General features: G+C 63.5%; 25 protein-coding genes. 17 read left to right on the top strand and 8 right to left on the bottom strand.

The window, feature by feature from the left end; genetic code table 11:
- The 5 genes from HF955_RS18415 to HF955_RS18395 form a co-directional block, all read left to right on the top strand.
- Positions 1 to 1,125 (top strand): zinc-dependent metalloprotease (locus HF955_RS18415; RefSeq protein WP_291077029.1); only part of this gene is annotated, 1,125 nt, incomplete at its 5' end.
- A 104-nt stretch (positions 1,126 to 1,229) separates the two neighbouring features.
- Positions 1,230 to 2,294, top strand: coding sequence for an enoyl-CoA hydratase/isomerase family protein (locus tag HF955_RS18410; protein WP_291077028.1), 1,065 nt, complete (start codon positions 1,230 to 1,232; stop codon positions 2,292 to 2,294).
- A gap of 60 nt (positions 2,295 to 2,354) precedes the next feature.
- Positions 2,355 to 3,053, top strand: a complete 699-nt coding sequence (locus tag HF955_RS18405; protein WP_291077027.1) for a DUF805 domain-containing protein — start codon at positions 2,355 to 2,357, stop codon at positions 3,051 to 3,053.
- Between the two features lie 199 nt (positions 3,054 to 3,252).
- Positions 3,253 to 3,747, top strand: coding sequence for a MarR family transcriptional regulator (locus HF955_RS18400; RefSeq protein ID WP_291077026.1), 495 nt, complete (start codon positions 3,253 to 3,255; stop codon positions 3,745 to 3,747).
- A gap of 141 nt (positions 3,748 to 3,888) precedes the next feature.
- A complete protein-coding gene (locus HF955_RS18395) occupies positions 3,889 to 4,578 on the top strand; it encodes a hypothetical protein (protein WP_291077025.1) in 690 nt (229 codons plus the stop codon).
- 10 nt (positions 4,579 to 4,588) lie between these two features.
- Here the strand turns inward: HF955_RS18395 and HF955_RS18390 are convergent, their stop codons facing one another.
- On the bottom strand, positions 4,589 to 5,128 hold the full coding sequence (locus tag HF955_RS18390; protein WP_291077024.1) for a cytochrome c family protein: 540 nt from the start codon (positions 5,126 to 5,128) through the stop codon (positions 4,589 to 4,591).
- 151 nt (positions 5,129 to 5,279) lie between these two features.
- Here HF955_RS18390 and mutL point away from each other — a divergent pair, with 151 nt between their 5' ends.
- Entirely contained in the window at positions 5,280 to 7,190 is a 1,911-nt protein-coding gene (gene mutL / locus HF955_RS18385) for a DNA mismatch repair endonuclease MutL (protein WP_291077023.1), read from the top strand.
- A 6-nt stretch (positions 7,191 to 7,196) separates the two neighbouring features.
- Here mutL and HF955_RS18380 read toward each other — a convergent pair whose 3' ends face one another.
- The 6 genes from HF955_RS18380 to HF955_RS18355 all read right to left on the bottom strand — a co-directional run bounded on the left by HF955_RS18380 (position 7,197) and on the right by HF955_RS18355 (position 12,648).
- On the bottom strand, positions 7,197 to 7,838 hold the full coding sequence (locus tag HF955_RS18380; RefSeq protein ID WP_291077022.1) for a hypothetical protein: 642 nt from the start codon (positions 7,836 to 7,838) through the stop codon (positions 7,197 to 7,199).
- Positions 7,839 to 7,863: 25 nt separating this feature from the next.
- Positions 7,864 to 8,169 carry a hypothetical protein gene (locus tag HF955_RS18375; RefSeq protein ID WP_291077021.1) on the bottom strand — a complete coding sequence of 102 codons (306 nt, stop codon included), beginning with the start codon at positions 8,167 to 8,169 and terminating at the stop codon, positions 7,864 to 7,866.
- A gap of 67 nt (positions 8,170 to 8,236) precedes the next feature.
- On the bottom strand, positions 8,237 to 9,646 hold the full coding sequence (locus HF955_RS18370) for an FAD-binding oxidoreductase (protein WP_291077020.1): 1,410 nt from the start codon (positions 9,644 to 9,646) through the stop codon (positions 8,237 to 8,239).
- 58 nt (positions 9,647 to 9,704) lie between these two features.
- Positions 9,705 to 10,643 carry an L-threonylcarbamoyladenylate synthase gene (locus tag HF955_RS18365; RefSeq protein WP_291077019.1) on the bottom strand — a complete coding sequence of 313 codons (939 nt, stop codon included), beginning with the start codon at positions 10,641 to 10,643 and terminating at the stop codon, positions 9,705 to 9,707.
- A gap of 49 nt (positions 10,644 to 10,692) precedes the next feature.
- A complete protein-coding gene (locus HF955_RS18360) occupies positions 10,693 to 11,892 on the bottom strand; it encodes a cytochrome b/b6 domain-containing protein (RefSeq protein WP_291077018.1) in 1,200 nt (399 codons plus the stop codon).
- Between the two features lie 18 nt (positions 11,893 to 11,910).
- Positions 11,911 to 12,648 carry a YceI family protein gene (locus HF955_RS18355; protein WP_291077017.1) on the bottom strand — a complete coding sequence of 246 codons (738 nt, stop codon included), beginning with the start codon at positions 12,646 to 12,648 and terminating at the stop codon, positions 11,911 to 11,913.
- A gap of 121 nt (positions 12,649 to 12,769) precedes the next feature.
- Between HF955_RS18355 and HF955_RS18350 the strand changes: the two genes are divergently transcribed.
- Complete coding sequence (locus HF955_RS18350; RefSeq protein ID WP_291077016.1) at positions 12,770 to 14,542, top strand: acyl-CoA dehydrogenase; 1,773 nt, start codon at positions 12,770 to 12,772, stop codon at positions 14,540 to 14,542.
- Between the two features lie 7 nt (positions 14,543 to 14,549).
- On the opposite strand, the gene HF955_RS18345 is transcribed toward HF955_RS18350, so the two are convergent.
- Entirely contained in the window at positions 14,550 to 15,725 is a 1,176-nt protein-coding gene (locus HF955_RS18345; protein ID WP_291077015.1) for an MFS transporter, read from the bottom strand.
- Between the two features lie 123 nt (positions 15,726 to 15,848).
- On the opposite strand from HF955_RS18345, the gene HF955_RS18340 reads away from it, so the two are divergent.
- The 10 genes from HF955_RS18340 (at position 15,849) to HF955_RS18295 (ending at position 24,623) form a co-directional block, all read left to right on the top strand.
- Complete coding sequence (locus tag HF955_RS18340; protein ID WP_291077014.1) at positions 15,849 to 16,865, top strand: pseudouridine synthase; 1,017 nt, start codon at positions 15,849 to 15,851, stop codon at positions 16,863 to 16,865.
- Positions 16,862 to 17,353, top strand: a complete 492-nt coding sequence (locus HF955_RS18335; RefSeq protein ID WP_291077013.1) for a gluconokinase, GntK/IdnK-type — start codon at positions 16,862 to 16,864, stop codon at positions 17,351 to 17,353. Before HF955_RS18340 ends, HF955_RS18335 begins: the two co-directional genes overlap by 4 nt.
- A gap of 48 nt (positions 17,354 to 17,401) precedes the next feature.
- The gene (locus HF955_RS18330; RefSeq protein ID WP_027836544.1) at positions 17,402 to 18,466 is read left to right on the top strand and encodes an MBL fold metallo-hydrolase; all 1,065 of its coding nucleotides are present in this window, start codon (positions 17,402 to 17,404) and stop codon (positions 18,464 to 18,466) included.
- A gap of 117 nt (positions 18,467 to 18,583) precedes the next feature.
- Positions 18,584 to 19,438, top strand: a complete 855-nt coding sequence (lepB, locus tag HF955_RS18325) for a signal peptidase I (protein ID WP_291077012.1) — start codon at positions 18,584 to 18,586, stop codon at positions 19,436 to 19,438.
- An 89-nt stretch (positions 19,439 to 19,527) separates the two neighbouring features.
- Positions 19,528 to 20,010: a histidine phosphatase family protein gene (locus tag HF955_RS18320; RefSeq protein WP_291077011.1), complete on the top strand. Its 483-nt coding sequence runs from the start codon at positions 19,528 to 19,530 to the stop codon at positions 20,008 to 20,010.
- A 78-nt stretch (positions 20,011 to 20,088) separates the two neighbouring features.
- Positions 20,089 to 20,334 (top strand): exodeoxyribonuclease VII small subunit, encoded by a 246-nt coding sequence (locus HF955_RS18315; RefSeq protein ID WP_291077010.1) that lies wholly within the window; start codon positions 20,089 to 20,091, stop codon positions 20,332 to 20,334.
- 12 nt (positions 20,335 to 20,346) lie between these two features.
- A complete protein-coding gene (locus tag HF955_RS18310) occupies positions 20,347 to 21,243 on the top strand; it encodes a polyprenyl synthetase family protein (RefSeq protein ID WP_291077009.1) in 897 nt (298 codons plus the stop codon).
- Between the two features lie 41 nt (positions 21,244 to 21,284).
- Positions 21,285 to 23,207: a 1-deoxy-D-xylulose-5-phosphate synthase gene (dxs, locus tag HF955_RS18305; protein ID WP_291077008.1), complete on the top strand. Its 1,923-nt coding sequence runs from the start codon at positions 21,285 to 21,287 to the stop codon at positions 23,205 to 23,207.
- A gap of 57 nt (positions 23,208 to 23,264) precedes the next feature.
- Positions 23,265 to 23,876 (top strand): hypothetical protein, encoded by a 612-nt coding sequence (locus HF955_RS18300; protein WP_291077007.1) that lies wholly within the window; start codon positions 23,265 to 23,267, stop codon positions 23,874 to 23,876.
- A 96-nt stretch (positions 23,877 to 23,972) separates the two neighbouring features.
- Positions 23,973 to 24,623, top strand: coding sequence for a hypothetical protein (locus HF955_RS18295; protein ID WP_291077006.1), 651 nt, complete (start codon positions 23,973 to 23,975; stop codon positions 24,621 to 24,623).
- The last annotated feature ends 108 nt before the right edge of the window (positions 24,624 to 24,731 follow it).

Below are 24,731 nucleotides of genomic sequence, written 5' to 3'. Positions count from 1 at the left end.
GATCTCGATTTCTCCGCTGCCTATGACACCGGCATCGGCGAGTGGGACAAGGTGGCCACGATGTGGCTGTACCGCCAGTATCCGGACGGGACGGATGAGGATGCTGCGGGAGATGCGCTGCTGGAATCGGCGCGGGCCGGCGGGCTGCGTTTTATCGATGATCCGCAGGGGCGCGGCGTGGGGACGGCGCACCCGCATGCCAGCGTCTGGGACAATGGCGCCGATCCCGTGGCTGCGCTGACGGAAGTAATGCAGGTGCGACAGGTGGCGCTGGACCGGTTCGGCGCAGATGTGTTGCGGACGGGTCAGCCGAGTTCGGGCCTGCGGGCGGTGATCGTGCCGATCTATCTGTATCACCGTTATCAGGTGAATGCCGCAGCCAAGATGATTGGCGGTTATGATTTCCATTATGCCGAGACGGGCGAAGCCGATCTGGCCGGGACGGCGGTTCCTGCGGCGCGACAGAAGGCGGCACTGGATGCGCTGGTGGCAACCCTGGACCCGGCGGCTCTGGACCTGCCGGATGACACGCTGAACCTGCTGACCCCGCCCATGGTGTCGTTTCGCGGGGCAAATGCCGGTGCGGAATATTTCCCCGGCGAGACCGGCGCGATGTTCGATTTGCTGGCCGCAGCGGATACAGCCGCCTCCATGACGCTGAGCGCGGTGCTGCATCCGCAGCGTGTGGCGCGACTGATCGAGACCCGGCGGCGGGACACCTCTGCGCTGGGCTATGATGACGTGCTTCAGGCATTGGAGGGCGCGGTGTTCCGCACGGTCTCCAGCCCGCGCCAGGCCGGGATCCTGCACCGGGAACAGGTGCGTTATGTCTCCACCCTGATCGATTTGTCCGGGAACGGGCAGGCGACGCCGGAAGTGGTGATGCAGACCAATGCCTATCTGGCGGGATTGGAGGGACGTCTGTCGAAGCGGCAACGCCGCATGCCGGACAGCGACGCAGCGGTGCGCATGGAGCTGGCCCGGCGCATAGGGGCGCATCTCGACCGACCATCACCGGCCGCGCCACCGTCTTCCAGCGCGATCGACATTCCGCCCGGCAGCCCGATCGGGGCGGGCAGCGCGGAAGCGTGCTGGCATTGCGATACGGATTGGCTATCGCGCTAGGTGTTCTCCCTTGCGCTGCGGGCTTGATCCCGACTGCGACCCCTGTAGGGGTATGGCCGTAAAAGTGAGACCGGCCCGGGCCGGCGGAGACAAAGGGATAGAACATGTCGAATGAGGTATCGGTCGAGGTCCATCGCGGTGTGGGCCGCATCACGCTGACCCGTCCGAAGGCGCTGCACGCGCTGAATGCGCCGATGTGCGACACGATTCTGGCGGCGCTGGAGCGTTGGGCCGAGGATCCCACCGTCTACCTGGTCATGATTGATCATGAGGACGGCACGCGGGGGTTCTGTGCCGGGGGGGACATTCGCATGCTGGCCGAAAGTGGCGCAGGCGATGCCGGCGAGGCGCGGGCCTTCTTCCGTGTCGAATACCGCATGAATGCCGCGCTGAAGACTTTTCCCAAGCCGGTGCTGGCCATCATGGACGGTGTGACGATGGGCGGCGGGGTCGGCTTGTCGGTGCACGGCTCCCATCGCGTTGCGACTGAGCGCACCCTGTTCGCCATGCCGGAAACCGGGATCGGCCTGTTCCCGGATGTCGGCGGTGGCTGGTTCCTGCCGCGACTGTCCGGCGAACTTGGTACCTGGCTCGCCCTGACCGGTGCGCGCCTGAAGGGTGTGGACGTGGCGGCTGCGCGCGTGGCGACCCATTATCTGCCGTCCGAACTGATCCCGAATTTGAAGAAGCAGGTGGAAAGTGCCGACTTCTCCGTTGGCGCGGCCGAGATGCTGAACGAGATCCTGCGGGGTCTGACCCATGCTGTCCCGCCGGGCAGTTTCGAGGCTCATCGCGAGGTGATCGATGCGTGCTTTGCCCGGGAGACGGCCGAGGAGATTGTCGCGGCATTGGAGGCTTCCGGCGATGACTGGGCCGTGGAGCAGGCGGCTACCCTTCGCACCAAGTCGCCGGAGACGGTGAAGGTGGCGCTGCGCCAGGTGCGTGAAGGCGCAAAGATGGAAACCTTCGAGGACAATATGCGGATGGAGTACCGCATTGGCTGGCGCAAGGTGCAGAGCCATGACTTCCTCGAAGGCGTGCGCGCCGTGATCATCGACAAGGACAATGACCCGAAATGGCAGCCCGCGACGCTGGAGGAGGTCAGCGAGGCAGATGTCGCGGCATATTTCGAGCAGCTTGGGGCCGATGAATTGACCTTTGGGGATTGAGCCCCGCTGCCTGTCTTGAAATAGTGCCGCCAGTTTTGATGGGGCGATTCAGGAGCAGGCATGCGCGGACAGGTTTTGAAGGCGGATTCCGCCGAGGGGCTCGGCATCATTCTTGGGGATGATGGCGCACGCTACAAATTCTCTCAGGCGCAGGTGCGCGATGACAACCGGCTGGTGCAGGGCCATGAAGTTGATTTCGTGGCCATGGGCGATGAAGCGCGTGACATCTACCTGCTTCAGCCGCGCGGGGCGCAAGCGGCAGCGGCTGCTCCGGCGCAGGCGCCCATGGCTGCTGCGGCGGCGCCGGCCTATGCCCGAATCCCGGCAGTGAAGAGTGACGGCATCTGGACCTATTTTCTCCGGTGCCTGTCCTCCAATTACTTCCAGTTCCATGGCCGCGCGCGCCGACAGGAGTATTGGGGCTTTATCCTGTTCTACATTCTGACGTTCTTTGTTGCGCTCATACTGGACACCATTCTGACACTGGCAGTATTCGGCGTGGATGACTCCGATGGATACTTCCTGCCGATCTTCACGGTCCTCTGGTGGCTTTACACCATCATTCCCGGCATCGCGGTCACCGTACGTCGGTTCCACGACCAGGACCTGTCCGGCTGGATGTATCTGCTGAACCTGATCCCCTATATCGGCGGCCTGATCGTGCTGGTCTTCATGTTCATCGACAGCCGGCCAGAAGAGAATGTGCATGGCCCGAGTCCGAAATACGGGGCCCGGAGCATGGCCGACACGTTTGCCTGACCTGCAATCGAATATTTGAATTCACGAAAGGCTGCGGTCCACTAAATCGTTACGCAATAGTAACGGTTAATGTATTCGGCCGTTTGTTAACCTTCTAGTCTTCCGAAAAGGGTATGCTTATCAATTCATTAGGAATGATGCTGTACTTCTACTCAAACTACAACAAAAGTTGAGTAAAATAAATTGAGTGGTGGTGAGTATGATGATTGCAGAAACGCAGGAAACTGCGAACAATAGTCTTGGTGAATCCTTCCTGAAGTCTTTGTCTTTGCTTGAGCAGGCGCACCGTCGTCTTCACGATGTTGTCAAAGACGATCTGGAGCGCGGCGGCGAACGGTCCCTGACCGGTGTTCAGGCCCTGCTGCTTTATGAAATTGGTGAAGGCGAGGCCCCGGCGTCTGTTCTGCGTGCTCGCGGCGCCTTTGCCGGCACCAGCCTGTCCTACAACGTCAAGAAACTGCAGGAAGGCGGCTATCTCATTCAGACGCGTTCCGAGGATGACAAGCGCACCGTCACGCTCAGCCTGACCGAGCGCGGCCTCAAAGTCCGCAAGCGGGTCGAAGCCCTGTTCGAAAAGCAGGCCGGTGCCCTGGAGCCGACCGCCAGCGTCCGTCCGGATGACCTGTCCCAGCTTAACAAGACCATCTCGCGCCTTGAGCGTTTCTGGTCAGACCAGATCCGTTTCCGTCTCTAGGAGCCACGCTTCACGCGTCTTGCAAAAGCCCCCGCCTGGTCAGGTGGGGGCTTTTTCGTGCGTGCGACATGCGATCTTTGCGGCACGCCGGGAGCGGAAATGAGTTTTCAACCCTGGATTTCGTGATTAGGTTGCGATGCCATGAGGGGTTCGGGATGTTTCTTGCTGGCGATGGCCGTGACGGGCCCGGCATGGGCGGGTCCGTGGGCCCAGCCGGAAGGCGGCTGGTATGCGCAGGCTGTGCTAACTGCGGAAGAACTGGAAGGCATTCGCGGAAACCGCGTGGAACTCTATGGCGAATATGGGCTGGCCCCCGGCTGGTCTGTGACGGCGAAATCGGAAGCGGTGGCCTACGAAACGGCGGGCAGCCAGTTCGACCGCACGGCCTGGCGCGCCACGCTGCGCCGCCAATTGGTGGATCACAAGGGCTGGGCCATCGGGGTTGAGGCCGGCCTTCTGGAAGGCAATTCGGTGGGCGGCGTGTTCGGCTGTGACAGCTGGGGTGGGGAAATCCGTGTGAGTGGTGGCCTGTCCGGCTTGCGCGGAGGACGGAATTTCCATGCCTTCGCGGACGCGGTGTCGGTGCGCTACGAGGACGGGTGCGTCCGTCACCGGGCAGAGATCGGCTATGGCGTCGATCTCTGGCAGAATCTGTTCCTCGGCCAGCAGTTATGGATCGAGCGCGGTAGCGACACGGCCGATTCCAGCAAGTACGAGACCAAGCTGGGCTATCATTTCGACTGGGCCGATCTGGCCGTGGGGTACCGTCAGGAGTTTGCCGGGGAGTTCGACGAGCAGGCCGTGCTGCTCGCCGTCAGTTTCCGGCACTGAAGCCGGAGGCCTATTCCTCCGCCGTGTCCGGCATCGCGGCGGCGTCATATCCGGTTTCGCTCATCAGATAGGCGACAACCGCGATCCGGTCTTCAGGCTTGCGGACGCCCGCAAAGGTCATGCGGTTGCCGGGCAGGAAGGTGCGCGGATTTTCGAGCCAATGATCGACCTGTTCCGGGGTCCAGACGAAATCGGCTTCCTGCAGGGCCGGAGAATAGGCAAAACCGTCCAGCGTACCGGCTTCGCGACCGAACAGGCCATGCAGGTTTGGGCCGACCAGATTGCCGGCGCCTTCGGCGGTCAGGTGGCAGGACTGGCAGAGTTTCCATGTCCGGCGGCCGCGCGCATAGTCTGCCGTGTTGTAGGGTGCAGGCAGGGCCGCGAAGGGCGATGGGGCGTCCGTTGCAGGCGCCGCGGGTGCGGGCGTGGCGGCCGGGGTGGCCGCGGCCGGAGCGGGCTCAGCAGGCGTTTCATTTGCGGGGGCATCCGAGCCGCCACAGGCAGCAAGCCCCACAAGGGCGGCGATTGCGATGGAGGAAATCATCTTCATGTCAGGTCAGGCTCCGAAAGGTCTGGCCGCACTTTGTGAGGTAACCGGGCGGAAGGCAACCGGCCTGCGTCAAGTGGCCGCCGCGTACACTGGCGTGCCGGGCCTGCGGGCAGGCAGGGACAAGCACGCCGCATCGCGATATGCTGGAGGAATGGCTGATTCCGTCCGATCCCGCCCCGAAATACGCAAGCTGCCCCCCGATGTCGTGAACCGGATTGCGGCCGGTGAAGTGGTCGAACGCCCGGCTGCGGCGGTCAAGGAACTGGTCGAGAACGCCCTTGATGCGGGGGCGCGGCGCATTTCGGTATCGATCGAGGCCGGCGGCCTGAAGCGGATCATCATCGAGGATGATGGTTGTGGCATGTCTGCCGATGACCTGCTGGTCGCTCTGGAGCGGCACGCCACGTCAAAACTCGTCCCGGATGATGGCGGACGGGTTGATCTGCTCAACATCCATACGATGGGGTTTCGCGGCGAAGCGTTGCCGTCGATTGCCTCCGTCAGCCGGTGCAGCATTTCCTCGCGTGCCGCAGGCGAGGATGCTGCGGAAGTGTTTGTCGAGGCCGGACGGATGGAAGGCCCCCGCCCGGCAGCGTTTACCGGGCGCGGCGAGACCGGAACGCGGATCGAAGTGCGGGACCTGTTCTATGCAACGCCCGCCCGGCTGAAATTCATGAAGGGCGAACGCGCCGAAGCGATGGCCGTGACCGACACGGTGAAACGGCTGGCCATGGCCAATCCGCATGTGGCGATCTCGCTGGAGAACAATGGCCGCAACTCCCTGAGATATGCCGCCGAAGCGGAAGGTGCGGCCGGGCAATTGGCAAGGCTGGGCGCAATCATGGGGCGGGACTTCCGTGAGAACGCCCTTGAAATCGATGCGGAACGCGAAGGCGTGCGCCTCAGCGGATTTGCCGGGCTGCCGACGCTGAACCGCGGCAATGCGCAGATGCAGTTCCTGTTCGTCAATGGCCGGCCGGTGAAGGACCGGATGCTGAATGGTGTCATCCGGGCGGCGTATCAGGATTTCCTGGCGCGGGACCGTCACCCGCTGGCCGCCCTGTTCGTGGATCTGGATCCGGAATATGTCGATGTGAACGTGCATCCGGCGAAGACGGAAGTCCGCTTCCGGGACGCAGGGAATGTGCGAGGGCTGATGATTGGTGCGCTGCGCCATGCCTTAGCAGCGGCCGGGCACCGGGCCTCCACCACCGTAGCAAACTACGCCCTCGGCAAGGTGAAGATCGAGGAGGCGACTTCTCCGAATCTCTGGTCCGTGCCGCCGGCACCAGAACGCCAGGCTTCGCCCTCGTCCTATTATCGCCAACCCGTCGGGCCGGATCTGGACCAGCCCCTGCCGCCGTCCGCTGCGGCCCTGCACGGGCTGAGCGAAGCCCCGCCCCCTGTCTTTCGCCACGATGGGGCCCCCTCGGCGCGTGTGGAGCCCGGGGCCACGCCCGCGCAGGGCGTGCCTGGCGACTTTCCGCTTGGCGTGGCCCGCGCGCAATTGCACGAAACCTATGTCGTGGCGCAGACGGCGGACGGGATCGTCATTGTCGATCAGCACGCCGCACATGAGCGCCTCGTCTATGAAGACATGAAGCGGCAGATGGCGGCTGGCGGCGTGAAACGGCAGGCGCTGTTGATTCCGGACGTGGTGGAACTCTCCGAAGACGAAGCCGCCCGTGTGCTGGAGCGTGCAGACGAACTGGCTGAACTCGGTTTGGAGATTGAACCCTTTGGCGCTGGTGCGATCTGCGTGCGGGCGACCCCGGCCCTGTTCGGCGAAATGGATGCGATGGGACTGATCCGCGACCTTGCCGATGATTTTGCCGAATATGATGCCGGGCTTGCCCTGAAGGAGCGGTTCGAGGAAGTGATGGGCAATATGGCATGCCGCGGTTCGGTTCGGGCCGGTCGTCGCCTCAATGGCGAGGAGATGAACGCGTTGCTGCGCCAGATGGAGGCCACGCCGCACTCAGGCCAGTGCAATCACGGCCGGCCGACCTATGTGGAACTGAAACTGGCCGACATAGAACGCCTGTTCGGGCGGCGAGGCTGACCTGCGTCACGCGCCGGGGAAAACGTCCCGCAAGATGGCCCAGTCTGCTTCATGCGATGCGGCGTGGTTTGGCATTCCGGGGGAAGTCAGCCGTCCCCTCGGCTTTGTGTAGCTGTCGATCTGCCGGACAGGATTTTCCCGCCATTGTATGTTCACGGCCCAGAGCTTTGGGAAGAAATACAGCGTCGAATACGGCAGATGGTCGTGGATCCACCAGGCCAGCTTCTGCCAGTCCCCTTCTCCGGAGAAGGCGTCATGAAAAGCCGGGATGACGATACAGGCCGTCGCGCCCATATTGCCCTCTGCGTCGCGCCTGTCCCAGATGTGGTGAGCGTGGTTGCTCTCGTTTGACGCGCAATTGTATCCGGCCTTGCCGGCTTTCTGCATCTGGTTGCCAAAGCCGTTGACTTCCGGTGACCGGTAGGCCGATCGGATGGCGACCCGGCCGAACACATCCTGGAGCGGTTCGAGCAGTTCGGTACACAGCCGGGTTCCGGCGGCGATGGCCAGATCTGGATCCCCGGGAATGTTTGCAAAGCCGTGCAGGGCGGCAATGTCGGAAAACAGGAAGTCCCGCATGAAGAACGATTTCGAGAGGCGGGCCCGGCCAAAGTCCGACAGTGTGCTGACCGAGGTGGGAGGTTTCATGACGCGGCCCTGCGCAATGTGGTGATCAGTCGGCGTCGCTGCTGTCCGGATCGATGACGGAAAAGATTTCCGGTGTGCAGGTGCCCTCCACAATGCGATCCAGGCGCAGGGTCAGTGTGTCGCCGACCTTGGGCGGTGTGCCCAGATAGGATGCGGAGACCCAGAACTCACCTTCCGGACCGTTGAAGACCGCGCCGTCTTCCTCGACTTCGGCAACTGTGGCCGTGATGATCGAGGATTCATAGCTGCACGGACCGCCAACCATCGGCGAGTCCGGTGCGCATGCCGCAAGCAAGGTCATCAGGCCGAAGCCCAGCGCGAAAGTCCGCATGTCTCTTCTCCCACCACTCTGGCGACAAGGCTAACGTCATACCGCCCGAAGGCAAGGCCCCGCAGGGTCAAGTCTTGATGACGCGGCCCGGATTCATCAGGTTTTCCGGATCAAGCGCCCGCTTGATGGCGCGCATCGTGGCCGTGGCCGCGGGCGGACGGATGCGTTCCAGCTCATCGCGCTTGAGACGGCCGACACCATGCTCGGCGCTGATGGAGCCATCAAACGCCATGACCTGATCGTAGATGATCCGGAACACGGCCTCGTCCTGACCTTTCAGGACCGGGTGTTCGGCGCCCGCCGGTTCGCAGACGGAATAATGCAGATTGCCATCGCCGACATGGCCAAAAATGACGAATTCAGCTGTCGGGTATTTTTCAAGCACAGCGGCATTGCACGCCTCGATGAAGTCCGGGATGCGGCTGACAGGGACGGAGATGTCCTGGTTCAGGGCCGTGCCATAGGCGCGTTTGGACAGCGGGATCGTCTCGCGAATATGCCAGAAGCTTTCCGCCTGCGCGACGCTCTCGGCCAGGATCGCGTCCCGGATCAGGCCATCCTCATAGGCAGCGGCCAGCGCATCCTCCAGCAGGTCGCGGGCATGCGCCGTGCGCGACATGGAGATTTCCATCAGCACCCGCCAAGGCAGGTCCGACGGCAGCGGATCGCGCGTGCCCGGCACATCTGCCTGTACCATGGCGATGGCATTGGCTGGAATGATTTCGAAACTGGTCACCGTGTCGCCGGCATGGTCCCGGACCAGCGACAGGAGCTTCACGACATCGTCCGGGGTTTCGCAGGTCACCCAGGCGCTGGCGCGCTGGACCTTCGGGAACAGTTTCAGCGTCGCCGCCGTGATGATGCCGAGCGTGCCCTCTGCGCCGGCGAACAGGTGTTTCAAATCATAACCGGTATTGTTCTTGCGCAGGCCGGACAGGCCGTTCAGGACTTCCCCGGTCGGCAACACGACTTCAAGGCCGAGGATCAGGTCCCGCATCATGCCATAGCGCAGAACCGCCACGCCGCCGGCATTGGTAGAGATCAGGCCGCCGATCGTGGCTGTGCCTTCCGATCCGAGCGAGAGCGGAAACAGCCGCCGCGCCTCGTCCGCCGCCTGCTGTGCGGTGACCAGCGGCGCGCCTGCCTCGATGACCAGCGAATTGTTGAAGGCATCCACCGAGCGGATCGCCGTCATGCGCTGCAGAGAGATGCAGATCTCGCCATGCGGCGTGCCGGCATCGACCAGACCCGTATTGCCGCCCTGGGGCGTCATGGCGACGCCGTGCCGGTTGCACAAGCTGACCAGCGCGGCGGTCTCCTCGGTCGTGGCCGGCTTGGCGAGGAAGGGTGTGTTGCCCTTGTAGGTGCCGCGCCACGGGCTCGTCACCCTGTCGAGGTCCTCTGAATCCATGCTCCATCCGGCGGAGCCGAGCAGGTCCTTGGCGGCGGTGAGGAAGTCCGGGCTGAGCTGTGTCATGGCGCAAGCCTAGTCTTTTTCGCGCGAAAATTCGATGGGGCGATCTGGCAAGCCGGTCTCATTCCCGGTGCGCAGCGCGGGCGAGACGGTCATTGATCGCTTCACCAAGGCCGTCTTCGGGAATGCGTGCCACGGCGATGCGGTCCGCTCGCGAGTCGAGTTCACGCAGCAAGGCAAACAGATTGGCGGCCGCTTCGGTCAGGCTGCCGGTGGGCGAGAGGTTTGCGCCGCCATGCACATCCGGCCCGAAGCCCAGCCAGGCCTCCCCTGCTTCCGGGGCGTCGGCGTTGAGGCGAAGCCTGGCGTTCGGGGCATAGTGGCTTTTCAACTGGCCGGGCGCAGAAATTCCATCGGCGCTGCCGGGACGCTGGAGGGGAACACCGAGGAAGTCTTCCAGCGTCGGCGTGTCCACCGCGCCCGCGCGCAGCAGGACGGGCTGTTTGCTGACCAGGGACATGATGGTGGACTCGATCCCCTGTGTGCAGGGGCCGCCATCGAGGATCAGGTCCAGCTTGCCATCAAGGTCTGCCTTGACGTGTTCGGCGCGGGTCGGGCTGACATGGCCGGACCGGTTTGCCGACGGAGCGACGACCGGGCGGCCGAAGGCGGCGATCAGCTGGCGCGCGCCGGGATGGGCGGGCATGCGGATGGCGATCGTGTCGAGACCGGATCGCGCCAGGTCACACACAGTGCCACTCTCGGCGACCGGCAGGACGAGGGTGAGCGGGCCGGGCCAGAAACGTTCGGCAAGGGCCAGAGCGGTCTCCGAAAAGACGGCTTCGCGCCGGGCCATGTCCAGGGTGGCGACATGTGCGATCAGCGGATTGAAGTGCGGACGCCCCTTGGCAGCATAGAGCCGGGCCACCGCGTCCGGATTGGCAGCGTCGCAGGCCAGCCCGTAGACGGTTTCTGTCGGCATGGCCACAAGCCCGCCCTTGCGCAGGAAACTTGCGGCAAGATCGATCGGACCGGGCTGAAGAGGCGCGATGGCAGTCATGCGGGCGCCCTTAGCACCCGCGCGCGCTGCCCGGAAGTCGCTGCATCACCTAATTGCGGCTGGCCGTACCGGTGACCGTCACGGTGACATCCTCACCCACCCATGTGCCGGCAGGGTCCGAGGCCTGACCAAGATCGAACGCCTTCCGGTTCATGACCGTGGTTGCGTTCAGCGTGGCGATGTCGCCATCGATGTCGAGTGTAAAGTCGAGCGGGACGGTGACGAGTTCGGTCTTGAGAGAAATGGTTGCGTCCGCAGTGTAGCCGGTGTCGGTCTCACGGAAATTGTCCAGCCTGATACGGGCTTCCGGGAACGTGTTCGTGTCAAACCATTCCTGGCCCTTCAGGCTGTCATTGTAGAGCTTCTTGCCGGCATCTGCGGTGGCGGTGCGGACCGTGACGAGGGCTTCAGAGCCCGCAAGGTCGTCCGGATGGAATTCGATGTCTGCCGTCCAGTCGCCGAATGTGCCGGTAAACCCGGCTCCGTCATACTCCCCGGTAAAGCGGATTTCCGACTGCTCGTAATTGACGGTCCAGTTGGGGGACAGATTGTCGGCCTCCCCTTCTGCGACGGGGGCGGATTCCGCAGGGGCGGCGTCGGACGGGCCGGATCCGGCAATCGGAATGAGTGCGATCAGCGCAAAGGCAATGATGGCTGTGCCGAAGGCGCGAAGATATCCGCGCGCCGTTTTCGGCGGGGCGACCTTGCCAAACAGGCCGGGCAGCATCTTCTTCAGCACGCCCTCCTCGCCGCCAATCTCGTGTTTCACCGCGCCGGCCACATGCAGGCCGAGCAGGATGATCAGGACCCAGGCACCTTTCGAATGGATGTTTTCCAGAATGGCATGGGCAAGATCGCCGCGCAGGAAATCCGGCGCGGGCAGGTGGGGCCAGCTGATCGTGCCGAACAGAACGGTCGGCACCTTGAATTTCGAGGTTGAGACCAGCAACCAGCCGGCCAGCGGCAGAAGGATCATGAGGCCGTAGAACGCCATATGCACCAGATGCGAGGCCAGCTTCTCATGGGCCGGCATCTCTTCAGGCAATGGGGGTGGCGGGTTCATGGCCCGCCAGATCACCCGCACCACGGTCAGGAACAGCAAGAGGATGCCGACCGATTTGTGCAGCTGATAGCGTGCTTCGTGATCGTCCATGTTCCAGCCCAGCCAGATCATGAACAGAAGCAGGGCTGCCATCACCCAGTGCAGGGTGATGGCGATGAGGGCGTATCTGGAGGTTTCAGCCTTCATGATGTCCTGTCGTCCGGATTATTCGGCGTCTGTGGCGGGCGTCGCCATGACGAATTCCGTCTCGATGGTGAGTTCAATCTCGTCTCCGAGATTCGGCACCATCTTGTCGAGGCCGAACTCCGACCGGGTCAGGGATCCCGTGGCCGAAAAACCGATCTTCGGCTGTTCGGGCGCCCAGGGGAACGTGGCCGTGCCGTTGTAGATGACGTCGAGGGTGACCGGTTTGGTCACGCCCAGGAAAGTGAGGTCCCCGGTGACGGTGCCGGTCGACGGGCCTGTCTGGGTGACTTCGGTCGAGGTGAAGGTAATTTCCGGATACTCGCCGGCATTGAAATAGGTCGGGTCCTGAGCCAGCTGGGCGTTCCAGGATTCGTACGGGGAATCGGCATGGCTGGCCTTGTAATCGCCCGGATAGTCGGTCTCCACGGAGGCCGGATCAACGGTGACGGTCAGGGACGTGGCGCTGGCATCGTCCGGATTGAATTCCAGGGTGGCGTCCATCTTGGTGAAGCGGGCTGTGTAGCTGGACAGGCCGAAATGGTCGACGGTCCAGGTAAGGGAGGCGTGAGTCGGATCCAGCACATAGGTGCCGGCCGGGCCGATTTCCGGGGCCGGCTCTGCGGTTTCTGCAGGCGCCGCGGTGGTTTCAGCGGTTTCGGTCGCCGGGGTTTCCGCTTCGGCGGCCGGGGCGGTGGTCTCGGCCGCGCCGCAGGCGGCGAGGGCGAGCAGGGATACGGATAGAAGGGTGGTGCGCATGATGAGTCTCCTGGAGTGCTGCTTGAAACGTCCCAGTGATTATAGGGCGCAGTTGGCGCCGGGCCATCCCCGCGCTAGACGTCACGCAGGATATAACTTATTCAGATTCTAGGAGTAATCCATGGCATATGATGCCCCGCTGAGCGATATGGCATTCGCCCTTCAATCCGTCGCTGGCGTCTCGCGGCTGGAAGGGCTCGCGCCCTTTGCGAATTATGACCCGGACCTGATTTCTCCCATCCTGGAAGAAGCGAACAAGCTGGCGCGGGACGTTCTGGCCCCGTTGAACATGGTCGGAGATGCCCATGGCGCCCAACTGACCGAAGACGGGGTGAAGGCGGCGCCGGGCTTTGCAGACGCCTATGCCCAGTTCCGCGACGGCGGCTGGATGGGCCTGTCGGCGCCGGAAGAATGGGGCGGCCAGGGCCTGCCCAAGGCGCTGGCCCTGGCCGTGATGGAAATGTTCCACGCTGCGAACATGTCGTTCGGTCTCTGCCCGATGCTGAGCTTCGGCGCGATCGAGGCCCTGCTCGCACATGGCACCGATGACCAGAAACAGACCTATCTTCCAAATCTCGTCGCCGGCACCTGGACCGGCACGATGAATCTGACCGAGCCGCAGGCCGGTTCGGATGTCGGCGCGCTGAAGACCAAGGCGGTGCCGAATGATGATGGCAGCTATGCCATCAGCGGGCAGAAAATCTACATTACCTGGGGCGATCATGACATCGCCGAGAACATCATCCATCTCGTGCTCGCGCGTCTGCCGGATGCGCCGGCCGGGTCTCGCGGCATCTCCCTGTTCATCGTCCCGAAAGTGATGGTGAACCCGGATGGCAGCCTGGGCGACCGGAATGCCGTGAAATGCATCGGTCTGGAAAAGAAGATGGGCATCCACGCTTCGCCGACCTGTGTCATGGAATATGATGGCGCCACGGGCTGGCTGATCGGGCAGGAGAACAAGGGGCTTGCCTGCATGTTCACGATGATGAACTCGGCGCGCCTGAATGTCGGCCTTGAAGGAGTCGCCGTCGGTGAAGCGGCCTATCAGACGGCTTTCGAATACGCTCAGGAACGCAAGCAGGGCAAGGTGTCCGGTGTGGACGGGCCTGCCCCGATCCTGCACCATGCCGATGTGCGCCGTACCCTGACTACCATGCGGGCCCGCGTCGCTGCCGCTCGGTCAATTTGCTATGCGTGCGGCGTGGCGGCAGATCTGGCCGAGGCGGCTGTAGACGAGGAAACCCGCAAGGCTGCGAAGATGCGCGAAGACCTGCTGACGCCGATCGCGAAGGCCTGGTGTACGGACATGGGAGTCGATGTGGCCAGCCTGGGGGTCCAGATCCATGGCGGCATGGGCTTCATGAATGAGACGCTGGCTGGTCAATTGTATCGCGACTCCCGGATTGCGCCGATTTACGAGGGCACGAATGGTATTCAGGCCATCGACCTGGTCGGCCGCAAGCTGACCGGTACCAATGGCGAGTCGATGCGGGTCATGCTGGGCGAGGTGGAGGCAACCGCCGCCGATGCGCGCGCCACGAACGATCCGCAACTGGTCCAGATTGCGGACCGTCTTCGCGCCGGGGCAGATGCCCTGCGCGAGGCAAGCGACTGGATGCTGGAGGCGATGAAGGATCGTGATCAGGCCAAGGCGCTTGCCGGGGCAACCGCCTATCTGGCGCTGGCGGGGGATGTGATTGGCGGCCACTTCCTGACGCGGGCCGCAGTGGCGGCGCGCAGCGAAGATGGCAGCTTCCGGGCCCGTCAACTGGCGCTGGCCGGGTTCTTTGCAGAGACGGTTCTGGCCACCGCGCCGGGGCGTGTGTCCGGCATCACTGATGGCGGCTCCCCCTTCCTCGAGAACAGCGAAGCCCTGTTCGGCATCGCCTGACCGGGCCTCAGGCCTCCAGTTTCGGCAGGGCCAGAAGGCAGAGCACCGAGGCACACGAGACCGCAGCGGCGACGGCCGCCAGCGGGGCTGCGCCAAGTGTCACGACCGGGGCGGCAAGGGCCGTTCCGACAGCCGCCGTGACCAGAATGGCCACCAGTACCAGGGCGGATCCACGCGCATCGTCTCCGCGGGCCGCAATGACGGCGCGGAAGAATCCCGGGGGTCCCCGAAAGCCGAGGCCGAGGTTAACCGGGACGAACAGCGCTGCCAGCACAAGCGGTTCCGCGCCGCCGAGCAGGGCGAAGGCCAGAACGCTGATCAGTCCGCAGGCGGACAGGATCGAGCCGAACAGGATCATGGTTTCCGGACCGAAGCGCTGGGTCAGTTTGCCGGCCAGGTTTGACCCGATGATGAAAAAGGTAATGCCTGCCACCTGCATGATGATGAAGTCATTGAGGCTGCCGTTCATGCCCTTTGTGATCATGGCAGGGGCGCCGAACACGAAGATCAGCAGCCCGCCAAGAGTGAAGGCCTGGCTGAGCGCGTAGCGCAGGAAGACGGGATTGGTGAGATGCCGGACATAGCTGCCCGGCGCACGCGTGGAGGGCGGTGGCGGCATCCGGTGGCGCAGCAGGGCGACCGACGCGGCCACTGCGAGGCTGAGCCCACCGAGCGCGAGGAAGGAGCTTTTCCATCCGAAGGCCATCAGCAGCCAGACGCCGAGCACGGGCGCGAGGGCGGGGATGAGGGATTCGATGCTGGCCATGAAACCCAGTGCCCCCACGGCCTTGTCTTCCGGAAACATGGCCCGGATCATGCCGGGCGCGAAGACGGCGGCTGCCGATCCGGCGAGGCCCTGAACGAAGCGCAGACCGACCAGGACCGGCAGGCTGGGCGCGATCATGCAGGCCAGGGAGACCAGCGCATAGGCGACCAGGGAGCCCACCAGAAGGGATCGCTGGTCGATGCGGGCGCCCAGTTCTCCAAAGGCCAGCAGGCCGATGCAGCCCCCCGCCACGAAGGCCGCCAGCACAAGCTGGGCCATTGCCTGGGTGCCGCCCAGCGTATCCGGCAATGACGGCACCGCCGGCAGAACGAGGTCGGTTCCGGCCAGGCCGAGGATCGTGCCCAGAACGATCAGGGCAAAGGCAATTCCGGGGGTGGCAGCGCGGGGATCAGACATCGGACAGGCTCTTCGAACGGGGCGCCCGCCTATGCCGCAAATGCGCCAGCCTGTCGACCGCGAGTTGCGAGCAGCGCGCCACGCCGATAAGACGGGCCGCAACAGTGCAGGAGGCGCCCCGTCATGGCGTGGACCAAGACCTATACCGGCGATGAGCCCTTGCGGATCAACAAATGGCTGGCGCTTGAAGGCGTGTGCTCGCGCCGCGAGGCGGATGCCCTGATCGAACAGGGCCTCGTCAAGGTGAACGGCGAGACTGCGATTTCCGGCCAGAAGATCGAGACCGGCCAGACGCTGGACTTGGCGCAGAAGGCCTCCCGCCGGCTCGACAATCAATTGTCCATCCTCTTCCACAAGCCGGTGGGCATTGTGTCCGGCACGCCGGAAGGTGACGAGATCCCGGCGGTGCGCCTGATCACGTCTGAGTCCTTGTCTGGGAAGAGTCATGCCATTCCGGGCCGCTACAACAAGCTGGCGCCGCTGGGCCGGCTCGACAAGGATTCACGCGGCCTGCTCATCCTGTCGGAGGATGGTGTTCTGGCGAAGGCCGTGATCGGCCCCGAAAGCCAGCTCGACAAGGAGTATATCGTCAAGGTCAAGGGCGAGGTCACGCCCGAACGGCTGGCGAAATTGCGCCACGGCCTGGAACTGGATGGGCGCAAGCTGAAGCCCGCCATTGTCGAGCAACTGAAACCGCAGGAGCTGAAATTCGTCTTGCGGGAAGGTCGCAACCGACAGATCCGGCGCATGTGCCAGCTGGTCGATCTGCGCGTGGTGGACCTGATGCGGGTGCGGGTCGGACCGCTGGAACTGGCAGGCCTGCCCGAGGGCAAATGGCGGCCGATCAGTGGCCGGGAACGCGCCGCCCTGCTGAAGGGCGAGGCGCCACGGGCCCGCAAGCCCCGGACGGACCGGCCTGATCGGCCCGGACGGCCCGAGCAAGCGGACAGGTCAGACCGGGATGCCCGGCTGGACCGGCCTGCGCGCGGCGAACGCTCGTCCCGTCCCGGCAAGCCCGGCGCACGCAGCAGCGGCAAACTGGCCTCCGCCCCTGCACCGGACCGGAAGGTGTCGCCCCTGAAAGGCGAGAAGTTCAAGCGTACGAAGCTGAAACCGCGCAAGCGCACGCCCATCAAATGACGGACCTCGTCATCATCATGGGCGTGGCCGGCAGCGGCAAATCGTCGATCGCCGAAGCGCTCGCTGCGGCCGGAGGATGGCCGTTTACCGAGGCAGACGACCATCATTCCGCGGCCAACAAGCAGAAGATGGCCTCTGGCACGCCGCTCACCGATGCTGACCGGGCAGACTGGGTCGGCAGCCTGTGCCGGGCCGTCTCCGCGCGACCGGAGGCACGGGTCATCCTCGCCTGTTCGGCGCTGACCCCCTACGTCCAGGACGGGTTGCGCGCTGGAGCCGGACGGGCCTGCCGGTTTGTCCTGCTGGACGTGCCGAGAGAGGAACTGGCGCGGCGTATCGCGGCCCGCCAGGATCATTTCATGCCCGTCTCGCTGCTCGACAGCCAGTTGGAGGCGTTGCAACCCCCGGATGACGTTCTGGCGGTCGACGGCACAGGCCGTCCGGACGTCCTGTTGGCGCAGATACAGGCAATTCTTGCAGAGGCATGACCTTGCGGTACGGCTCGACGGTGGAGAAAAGCTGCGTATCCTCCTGATATGGACGGTACAGAACTCAGCAAGCCGAAACGGCCGCGCCTCGAATATCCGCTTGGCCAGACGGTGCCGGCAATCGGAGAAATGAAGGAGGTCGCCCCCGGCCTGCACTGGGTGGCCATGCCGCTGCATTTCTCGCTCAAATCCATCAATGTCTGGCTGATCGACGATGGCGACGGCTGGACGATCGTGGATACCGGCATTCCATATGATGAAACGCGCGATGCCTGGCGGAGCCTGCTGACGGACCGCATCAGCGAGGCGAAACCGCTCAAGCGCGTGATCGTGACCCACATGCATCCTGACCATGTCGGAACCGCCGGTTGGCTGTGCCACAAATGGGGTGCCGAATTGTGGATGACCCGGCTGGAATACACGACCTGCCGCATGCTGGTGTCGGATACGGGCCGCAGCGCGCCCAAGGCCGGCCTGGACTTCTATCTGAAGGCTGGCTGGAACAAGGCCCAGATCGACCAGTACAAGGAGCGTTTTGGCGGATTTGGACGCGGTGTGATGCCGTTGCCGGATTCGTTCCGGCGCCTCGTCGATGGCGATACGTTCGAGATGGCCGGACAGGTCTGGGAAGTCGTCACCGGCAGCGGCCATTCGCCGGAACATGCCAGCCTGTTCTGCCCGTCCCTGAACATCGTGATCTCGGGGGACCAGTTGCTTCCGAGAATCTCCTCCAATGTGTCGGTGCACCCGACCGAGCCCGCGGCCAACCCGCTGCTCGACTGGCTGGAGAGTTGTGAAAAGCTGAAGGCGCGCCTGCCGGAGGACGTGCTCGTCCTGCCGGCCCATAATGAGCCCTTCACCGGCGCCCACAAACGCCTGCAGCACCTGATTGACGGGCACCATGTGGCGCTGGACCGGCTGCTGCAACGGCTTGGCCGGGGGCCGATGAAAGCGGTCGACACCTTCACCACCCTGTTCGGACGGTCGATTGCCGATGACGAGGTGTCCATGGCGACCGGCGAAGCGCTGGCGCATCTGAATTACCTGATCTATCGCGGCGATGTTTCGGTGAACCGCAGCGAGACCGGCGTGGACCTGTACAGCCTGAACTGACCATGACGGTCTCACCCGGCCAGCTTTTGCAGCGCCGGGCGTGTTTTGGTGTTCGCAATCGCCTATCCTTTCGTCTAAGACAGGGCGCACGTCCAAACGGCGATGAATGAGGGTCCCATGGCATCAGACAGCAATTCTGCGGCAGAAAACGGCGTGTCTGAAAAGCCGAGCCTGGGAGCCAAGCTGAAACAGGAATTGCGGGAATGGGGCGCCACGCTGGCCGTCTTCGTGCCGGTGTTCCTGCTGTTCTCCGGTCTCGCCTACGAGCAACGTGTGATTCCGTCCGAGAGCATGGTGCCGACCCTGCAGGTGACCGACCGTGTGGCAGTGGCGAAGTTCGCCTATGGCTATGACCGCTACTCGCTGCCCTTCTCGATGGGCCGGTTCATCCCTCTGCCGCCGGGCCGCATCTTTGCCAGCCAGCCCAAGCGCGGTGATGTGGTGGTCTTCGAGCACCCGCATACCGGCCGGGTCATGATCAAGCGCCTGATCGGCCTGCCCGGGGATCAGGTCCAGCTGATCGGCGAACAATTGTTCCTGAATGGCGAGCCGGTGGAAACCGAATATGAGCGCACCGTACGCTTCGTGCCGCACCGCGGTGTCGCCATTGAGGCGTCGCATGAATGGCGCGAAACCATCGGCGACAAGAGCTGGTCGACCTATCGTCAGGAAAAGGGCGGCCGGGGCGACAATACCGACCTGTTCATCGTGCCCGAAGGCCATGTCTTCATGATGGGCGACAATCGCGACAATTCCCTCGACAGCCGGTTTCCGAGCGGGCACTGCCCTGCCATTGACGGCGTGATCGACCGCGCCGGCTGCCAGCCGCGCGTTCCAGCGGTTGAGGCCTCCATCGGCTTTGTTCCGATGGACCATCTGATCGGGCGGGCGGAAACCGTTCTGGTCAGCTTCCACAAATGCAAGCTGCAGGACGATGAGCCCTGCCGCAAGCGGGTGTGGAAAGGGCTGTAGTCCGCTTGGCCCGATGGAGACGCCGCGCCGGTTGAGGTGAAACGCGCCTTGCCCGGCCGCACCAACCCCGTTAGGGCATTTTGGAACGAGTGGTCACTGGGGGCCCGCAAGTCTGCCCGCTGGCGGATGACCAGGACGCGCCGGATGCGCTGAAACAGGTCGTGGCCGATGCGGACATCGTGTTCGCTTCCGCCCGCCTGCGCGCCCAGCAGACCGCCGCCAAGGCAGCCCCGCACCTTCAGGCGCTGTATGATCCGGTGTTCAACGAGGCGCCGCTGCCGCCGCCTTTGCTGCCGGGGGTGCGCTATCTGCCGAAGACATGGAATGTGCTGGCCCGGGCCGTGTGGCTGAACGGCCATGCGCTTGACGGGGAAAGCGTAAAGGAAGCGCGCCTGCGCGCGGCATCTGCCGCCGCCAAGCTGGATGAGGCCTCCAGCGAGGGAAAGGTCTATCTGGCCGCACATGGCTGGTTCAATCGCATGATCCGGCCGGAGATGAAGAAGCTGGGCTGGAAATGCACCTTTGATGGCGGCGATGCCTATTGGAGCTTCCGGGTCTACGAGTTCAAATAATTCTGCCCCTAAAATGGTTGTGGACCACAGGTGGGCGAATTAGTGTCACGGAAATTTCAGGAAGGATGAGGCGGCAGAATGGCTGACGCGAAAGAGAAACCAGTCGACAAACTCAGCTTCGAGGAAGCCCTGGCGGAGCTGGAAGTCATTGTGCGTCAGCTGGAAGCCGGTGAGGTCGAACTGGAAAAATCGATCGCGATCTATGAGCGCGGTGCGGCCCTGAAGGCGCATTGTGAATCGCGCCTGAAATCCGCCGAACTGAAAGTCGAACAGATCGTGCAGGGGGCCAAGGGGCCGACCACTGAAACCGCCAGTTTCGACTAGAGGGGCGTCGACATGGGCGATGCCCAGGAATTCGAGCAGCGCCTGAAAGAGGTCGCCGACCGGGTCACCGTGGCCCTCGACCAGTTGATCCCGCCGGCCAGCGGGCCCGAGGCCAATCTGATGCGCGCCATGCGCCATGCCGCCCTGGCCAATGGCAAGCGGATGCGGCCTTTCTTTCTTCTCGAGACCGGGGCCATGTTCGAGGCCCCGGAAAAGACCTTGCTGAGGGCGGCTGCGGCGCTTGAATGCGTGCATTGCTATTCGCTGGTGCATGATGACCTGCCCTGCATGGATGATGATGATTTCCGGCGCGGCCAACCGACCGTGCACAAGGCCTTTGACGAGGCCACGGCGGTCCTGGCGGGTGATGCGTTGCTGACGCTGGCATTCAAGATTCTTGCATCCTCGGAAACGCATGAGGATGCCGGTATTCGCGCGATGCTGATCGAGCGCCTGGCCGACGCGTCCGGCGCACGGGGCATGGTGGGCGGCCAGATGATTGACATGCTGGAGACCGACAGCCCCCGTGATCTGAACACGATTACCCGGATGCAGCGCCTGAAGACAGGCGCGCTGATTTCCTATGCGACCGAGGCCGCTGCCATTGTCGGGCGGGCCCGTGAAGCCGAGCGCAATGCGCTGGCCGGCTTTTCGAACGATCTCGGGCTGGCCTACCAGATTGCCGACGACCTTCTGGATGCGACCGGCGATGAAGACCGGGCCGGCAAGCCGCTTCGCACTGATGAAGCTGCAGGAAAGGCCAATTTCGTGACCATTCTGGGGATTGAGGGCGCCCGCCAAAGGGTGCGTATTTTGGCCTCACAGGCGAAGGAACACCTCGCAATCTTTCATGAAAAGGCCCATATACTGCTGCAATCGGTCGATTTTGTGCTCGATAGAACGCATTAAGACCTGGTCAGAACAAGAATTCGAACCGAGCAAAGACTGGAATGACCGACGCCCGCCCCAACAGACTGCTGGATTCCATCCAATCGCCGGATGACCTGAAAGGCCGGTCGCGGGCGGAGCTGAAGCAGATTGCCGACGAGGTGCGGGACGAAGTCATTGATGTCGTGTCGGTCACCGGCGGGCATCTCGGATCCGGTCTTGGCGTAGTGGAACTGACCCTGGCCATCCATGCCGTGTTCGACACGCCGGATGACAAGCTGATCTTTGACGTCGGCCACCAATGCTATCCCCACAAGATCCTGACCGGACGCCGCGACCAGATGCGCACGCTGCGCCAGGCGGGCGGCCTGTCCGGGTTCACGAAACGGTCGGAAAGCGAATACGACCCCTTCGGCGCGGCGCATGCCTCCACCTCGATCTCGGCCGGCCATGGCTTTGCCAAGGCGCGGGACTTGCAGGGGGGCAAGAATCACGTCGTCTGCGTGATCGGCGACGGGTCGATGTCTGCCGGCATGGCCTATGAGGCCATGAACAATGCCGGGGCCAACAAGTCGCGCCTGATCGTGATCCTCAACGACAATGACATGTCCATCGCGCCGCCGGTCGGTGCGATGAGCAACTATCTGTCGAAGCTCGTCTCGTCGCGGCCGTATCGGGGGCTGCGCCGGATTGCCAAGAAGGTGGTCTCGCCAATGGGGTTGGAAAGCCCGGCGCGCCGGGCGGAAGAATATCTGCGCGGCTTTGCGATGGGCGGCACGCTGTTCGAGGAACTCGGTTTCTATTATGTCGGCCCGATTGACGGGCATGATCTCGATACGCTGCTGCCGGTGCTGGAAAACGTGAAGGCCATGCGCGATGGGCCGATCCTGATCCATGCGGTGACCCAAAAGGGCAAGGGATACGCCCCGGCAGAGAATTCCGCCGACAAGTATCATGGCGTGTCGAAATTCTCGGTGATCACGGGTGAGCAATCCAAGCCCCAGCCGAAGGCGCCGAATTATCAGAAAGTGTTCGGCCGGACGCTGGCCCAGCTGGCAGAAACCGACGACCGGATTTGCGCCATTACGGCCGCCATGCCGTCCGGCACCTCGACGGATATTTTTGCAAAACAATTCCCGGACCGCCATTTTGACGTCGGCATTGCCGAACAGCATGCGGTGACGTTTGCGGCCGGACTTGCGGCGGACGGCATGAAGCCATTTGCGGCGATTTATTCGACCTTCCTTCAGCGCGGCTATGACCAGGTCGTCCATGATGTGGCGATCCAGAAGCTGCCGGTTCGTTTTGCCATCGACCGGGCCGGCCTGGTAGGCGCCGATGGGGCCACCCATGCCGGAAGTTTCGATATCGGCTATCTCGGCGCGCTTCCGGGCATGGTCTGCATGGCCGCCGCGGACGAGGCCGAACTGGCGCGTATGGTGGTGACGGCAGCCGGGATCGATGATGGTCCGTCTGCGTTCCGTTATCCCCGCGGAGAAGGCACCGGCGTGACCGTGCCGGACAATCCGCAACCTCTCGAAATCGGCAAGGGCCGCATCGTCCGTGAGGGAACGAGTGTCGCAATCCTGTCCTACGGCACACGCCTCGGCGAAGCCGTGAAGGCCGCGGAAATGCTCGCCGCGCAGGGCCTGTCCGCCTCGGTGGCCGATGCGCGTTTTGCCAAGCCGCTGGACGCGGATCTTGTTGAACGCCTTGCGCGTGAGCATGAAGTCCTGATCACGGTCGAAGAAGGTGCCATGGGTGGTTTTGGAAGTTTCGTGCTGGAACACCTGGCCCGCGCCGGCGCATTGGATGGCGGGCTGAAAATCCGCCCGATGACCCTGCCGGACACGTTCCAGGACCAGGACAGCCCGTATCAGATGTACGAGACAGCGGGGTTGAACGCCCGCCATATTGCGGCGCAGGCAATCGAAGCGCTGGGGCGCGGTGACCTTGCCGAACTGGAGCGCGTGGCCAGCGCCTGACTATCTTGCTGAAAAGCAATTTGCGGCTGCGCGCGAACCGGTCTTATGTGCCGCCCCATGAGACGTCTTCAAACCAGTACACTACTTGCCGCCGCGCTGTTTCTGGCCGCCTGCGCCACCGCGCCGGATCCGGTCGATCCCGGTCTGCCGCCGGAAACTGTGATCGCGCAGGCCCTGTCGGAACAAAACCCCTATACTGCCGAGCGCCAGCTAAGCGGTCTCCTCAATCGTGACACGCTGACGACGGAGCAGAAGGTCCAGGCTTTGTACCATCGGGGCAGCCTGCGTCGCCAGTCGGCCGACAATCGGCGCGGCGCCGTTGAGGATTTCGAGGCGATGCTGGCCCTGGCTCCCGACCATGCGCTGGCCGCCAATGCCCGCACCGAACTGGACTATGCGCGTACCGATGTGGAACGGATTGAAACGTCCATGAACCGGTTTTTGAACCTGCCGGACTGGTTTGACGGCATGTGGGTGCTGGGCGAGCATGAGGCGGCCGTGGCCCGGTTTCGCGACTCCGGTCTCGCGCCGACCCCGGAACAGGTCGAAAAACTGGTCGCCGCCGGCTATGTCTGCGATGCGGATGATCCCGATGCCCGTCTGCACACCTATGGCGACGATCGCGACGATCTGAAGGGCCTCGACTGGTGCGCGGCACTGACCGGATAAAGATCACATAAAATCCACAATACCGCCCTGTCCGCGCGCAGGTTGGCAGATTAGGACTGGTGGTCGACCCCTTTCACTTCCTGCTGGAGACGCCCCATGATTCGTATCAGCCTTCTTGCTGCTGCTTCCGCCCTGGCCCTTGCGGCCTGTTCCTCGACGCCTGCGCCGGCTGGCCCGGATGCGACAGCGCCGTCCGTCGCAGACGCCCCGACCGGGTACACGCTGGCCATGATGACCGTGGAGGGCCTGCAGGAGGCTGGCAACACACAGACCGCGATTGACCGCCTTACCCAGCTGACCGGCGACCCCAAACTGTCGCGCGAGGAACTTGCCGAGGCGCTGGTTCGCCGCGGCGAGCTGCGTATGGGCGCTTCAGGCTATGATGTCATGGGCGCCGTGGACGATTTCGAGGAAGTCGTGAACACGCTCGACGACACGCCTGCCTACAACCGCGCCCTGCCGCTGCTCGAAACGGCGCGCGGAAAGGCGGATTCGCTGATGACGCTGCTCAATCAGCCGGAGACGACCCGCCAGCAGAAATTCGACATCCTTATGCAGCTGGGCCGGCATGAGGACGCCATCGACCTGATGATCGCCAGTGACCTGACACCCGACAATCAGACGCTGATCGCCATGTACCAGATCGGCTATCTCTGTGATGGCGACGAGCTGACCGGACGGGCCTATGATGCGGTCGAGCCGGATGGAACCGAGCACGCGCTGCGATTCTGCGATTTCGGGAAATAAACCGAGACTTTTTCAGGTCCTGGACCGGAAACGCTGCGGGCACCGTCAAACCGGCGGTGTCCGTATTTTGCCTGTGGCGACGGGCGGCGGAATTCGCTCTTCCTCGCG

The sequence above is a fragment of the Hyphomonas sp. genome, from assembly GCF_017792385.1.
Classification (GTDB): domain Bacteria; phylum Pseudomonadota; class Alphaproteobacteria; order Caulobacterales; family Hyphomonadaceae; genus Hyphomonas.
The sequence above is the reverse complement of the archived record's forward strand: the minus strand, read 5'-3'. Positions and strand labels throughout refer to the sequence as shown.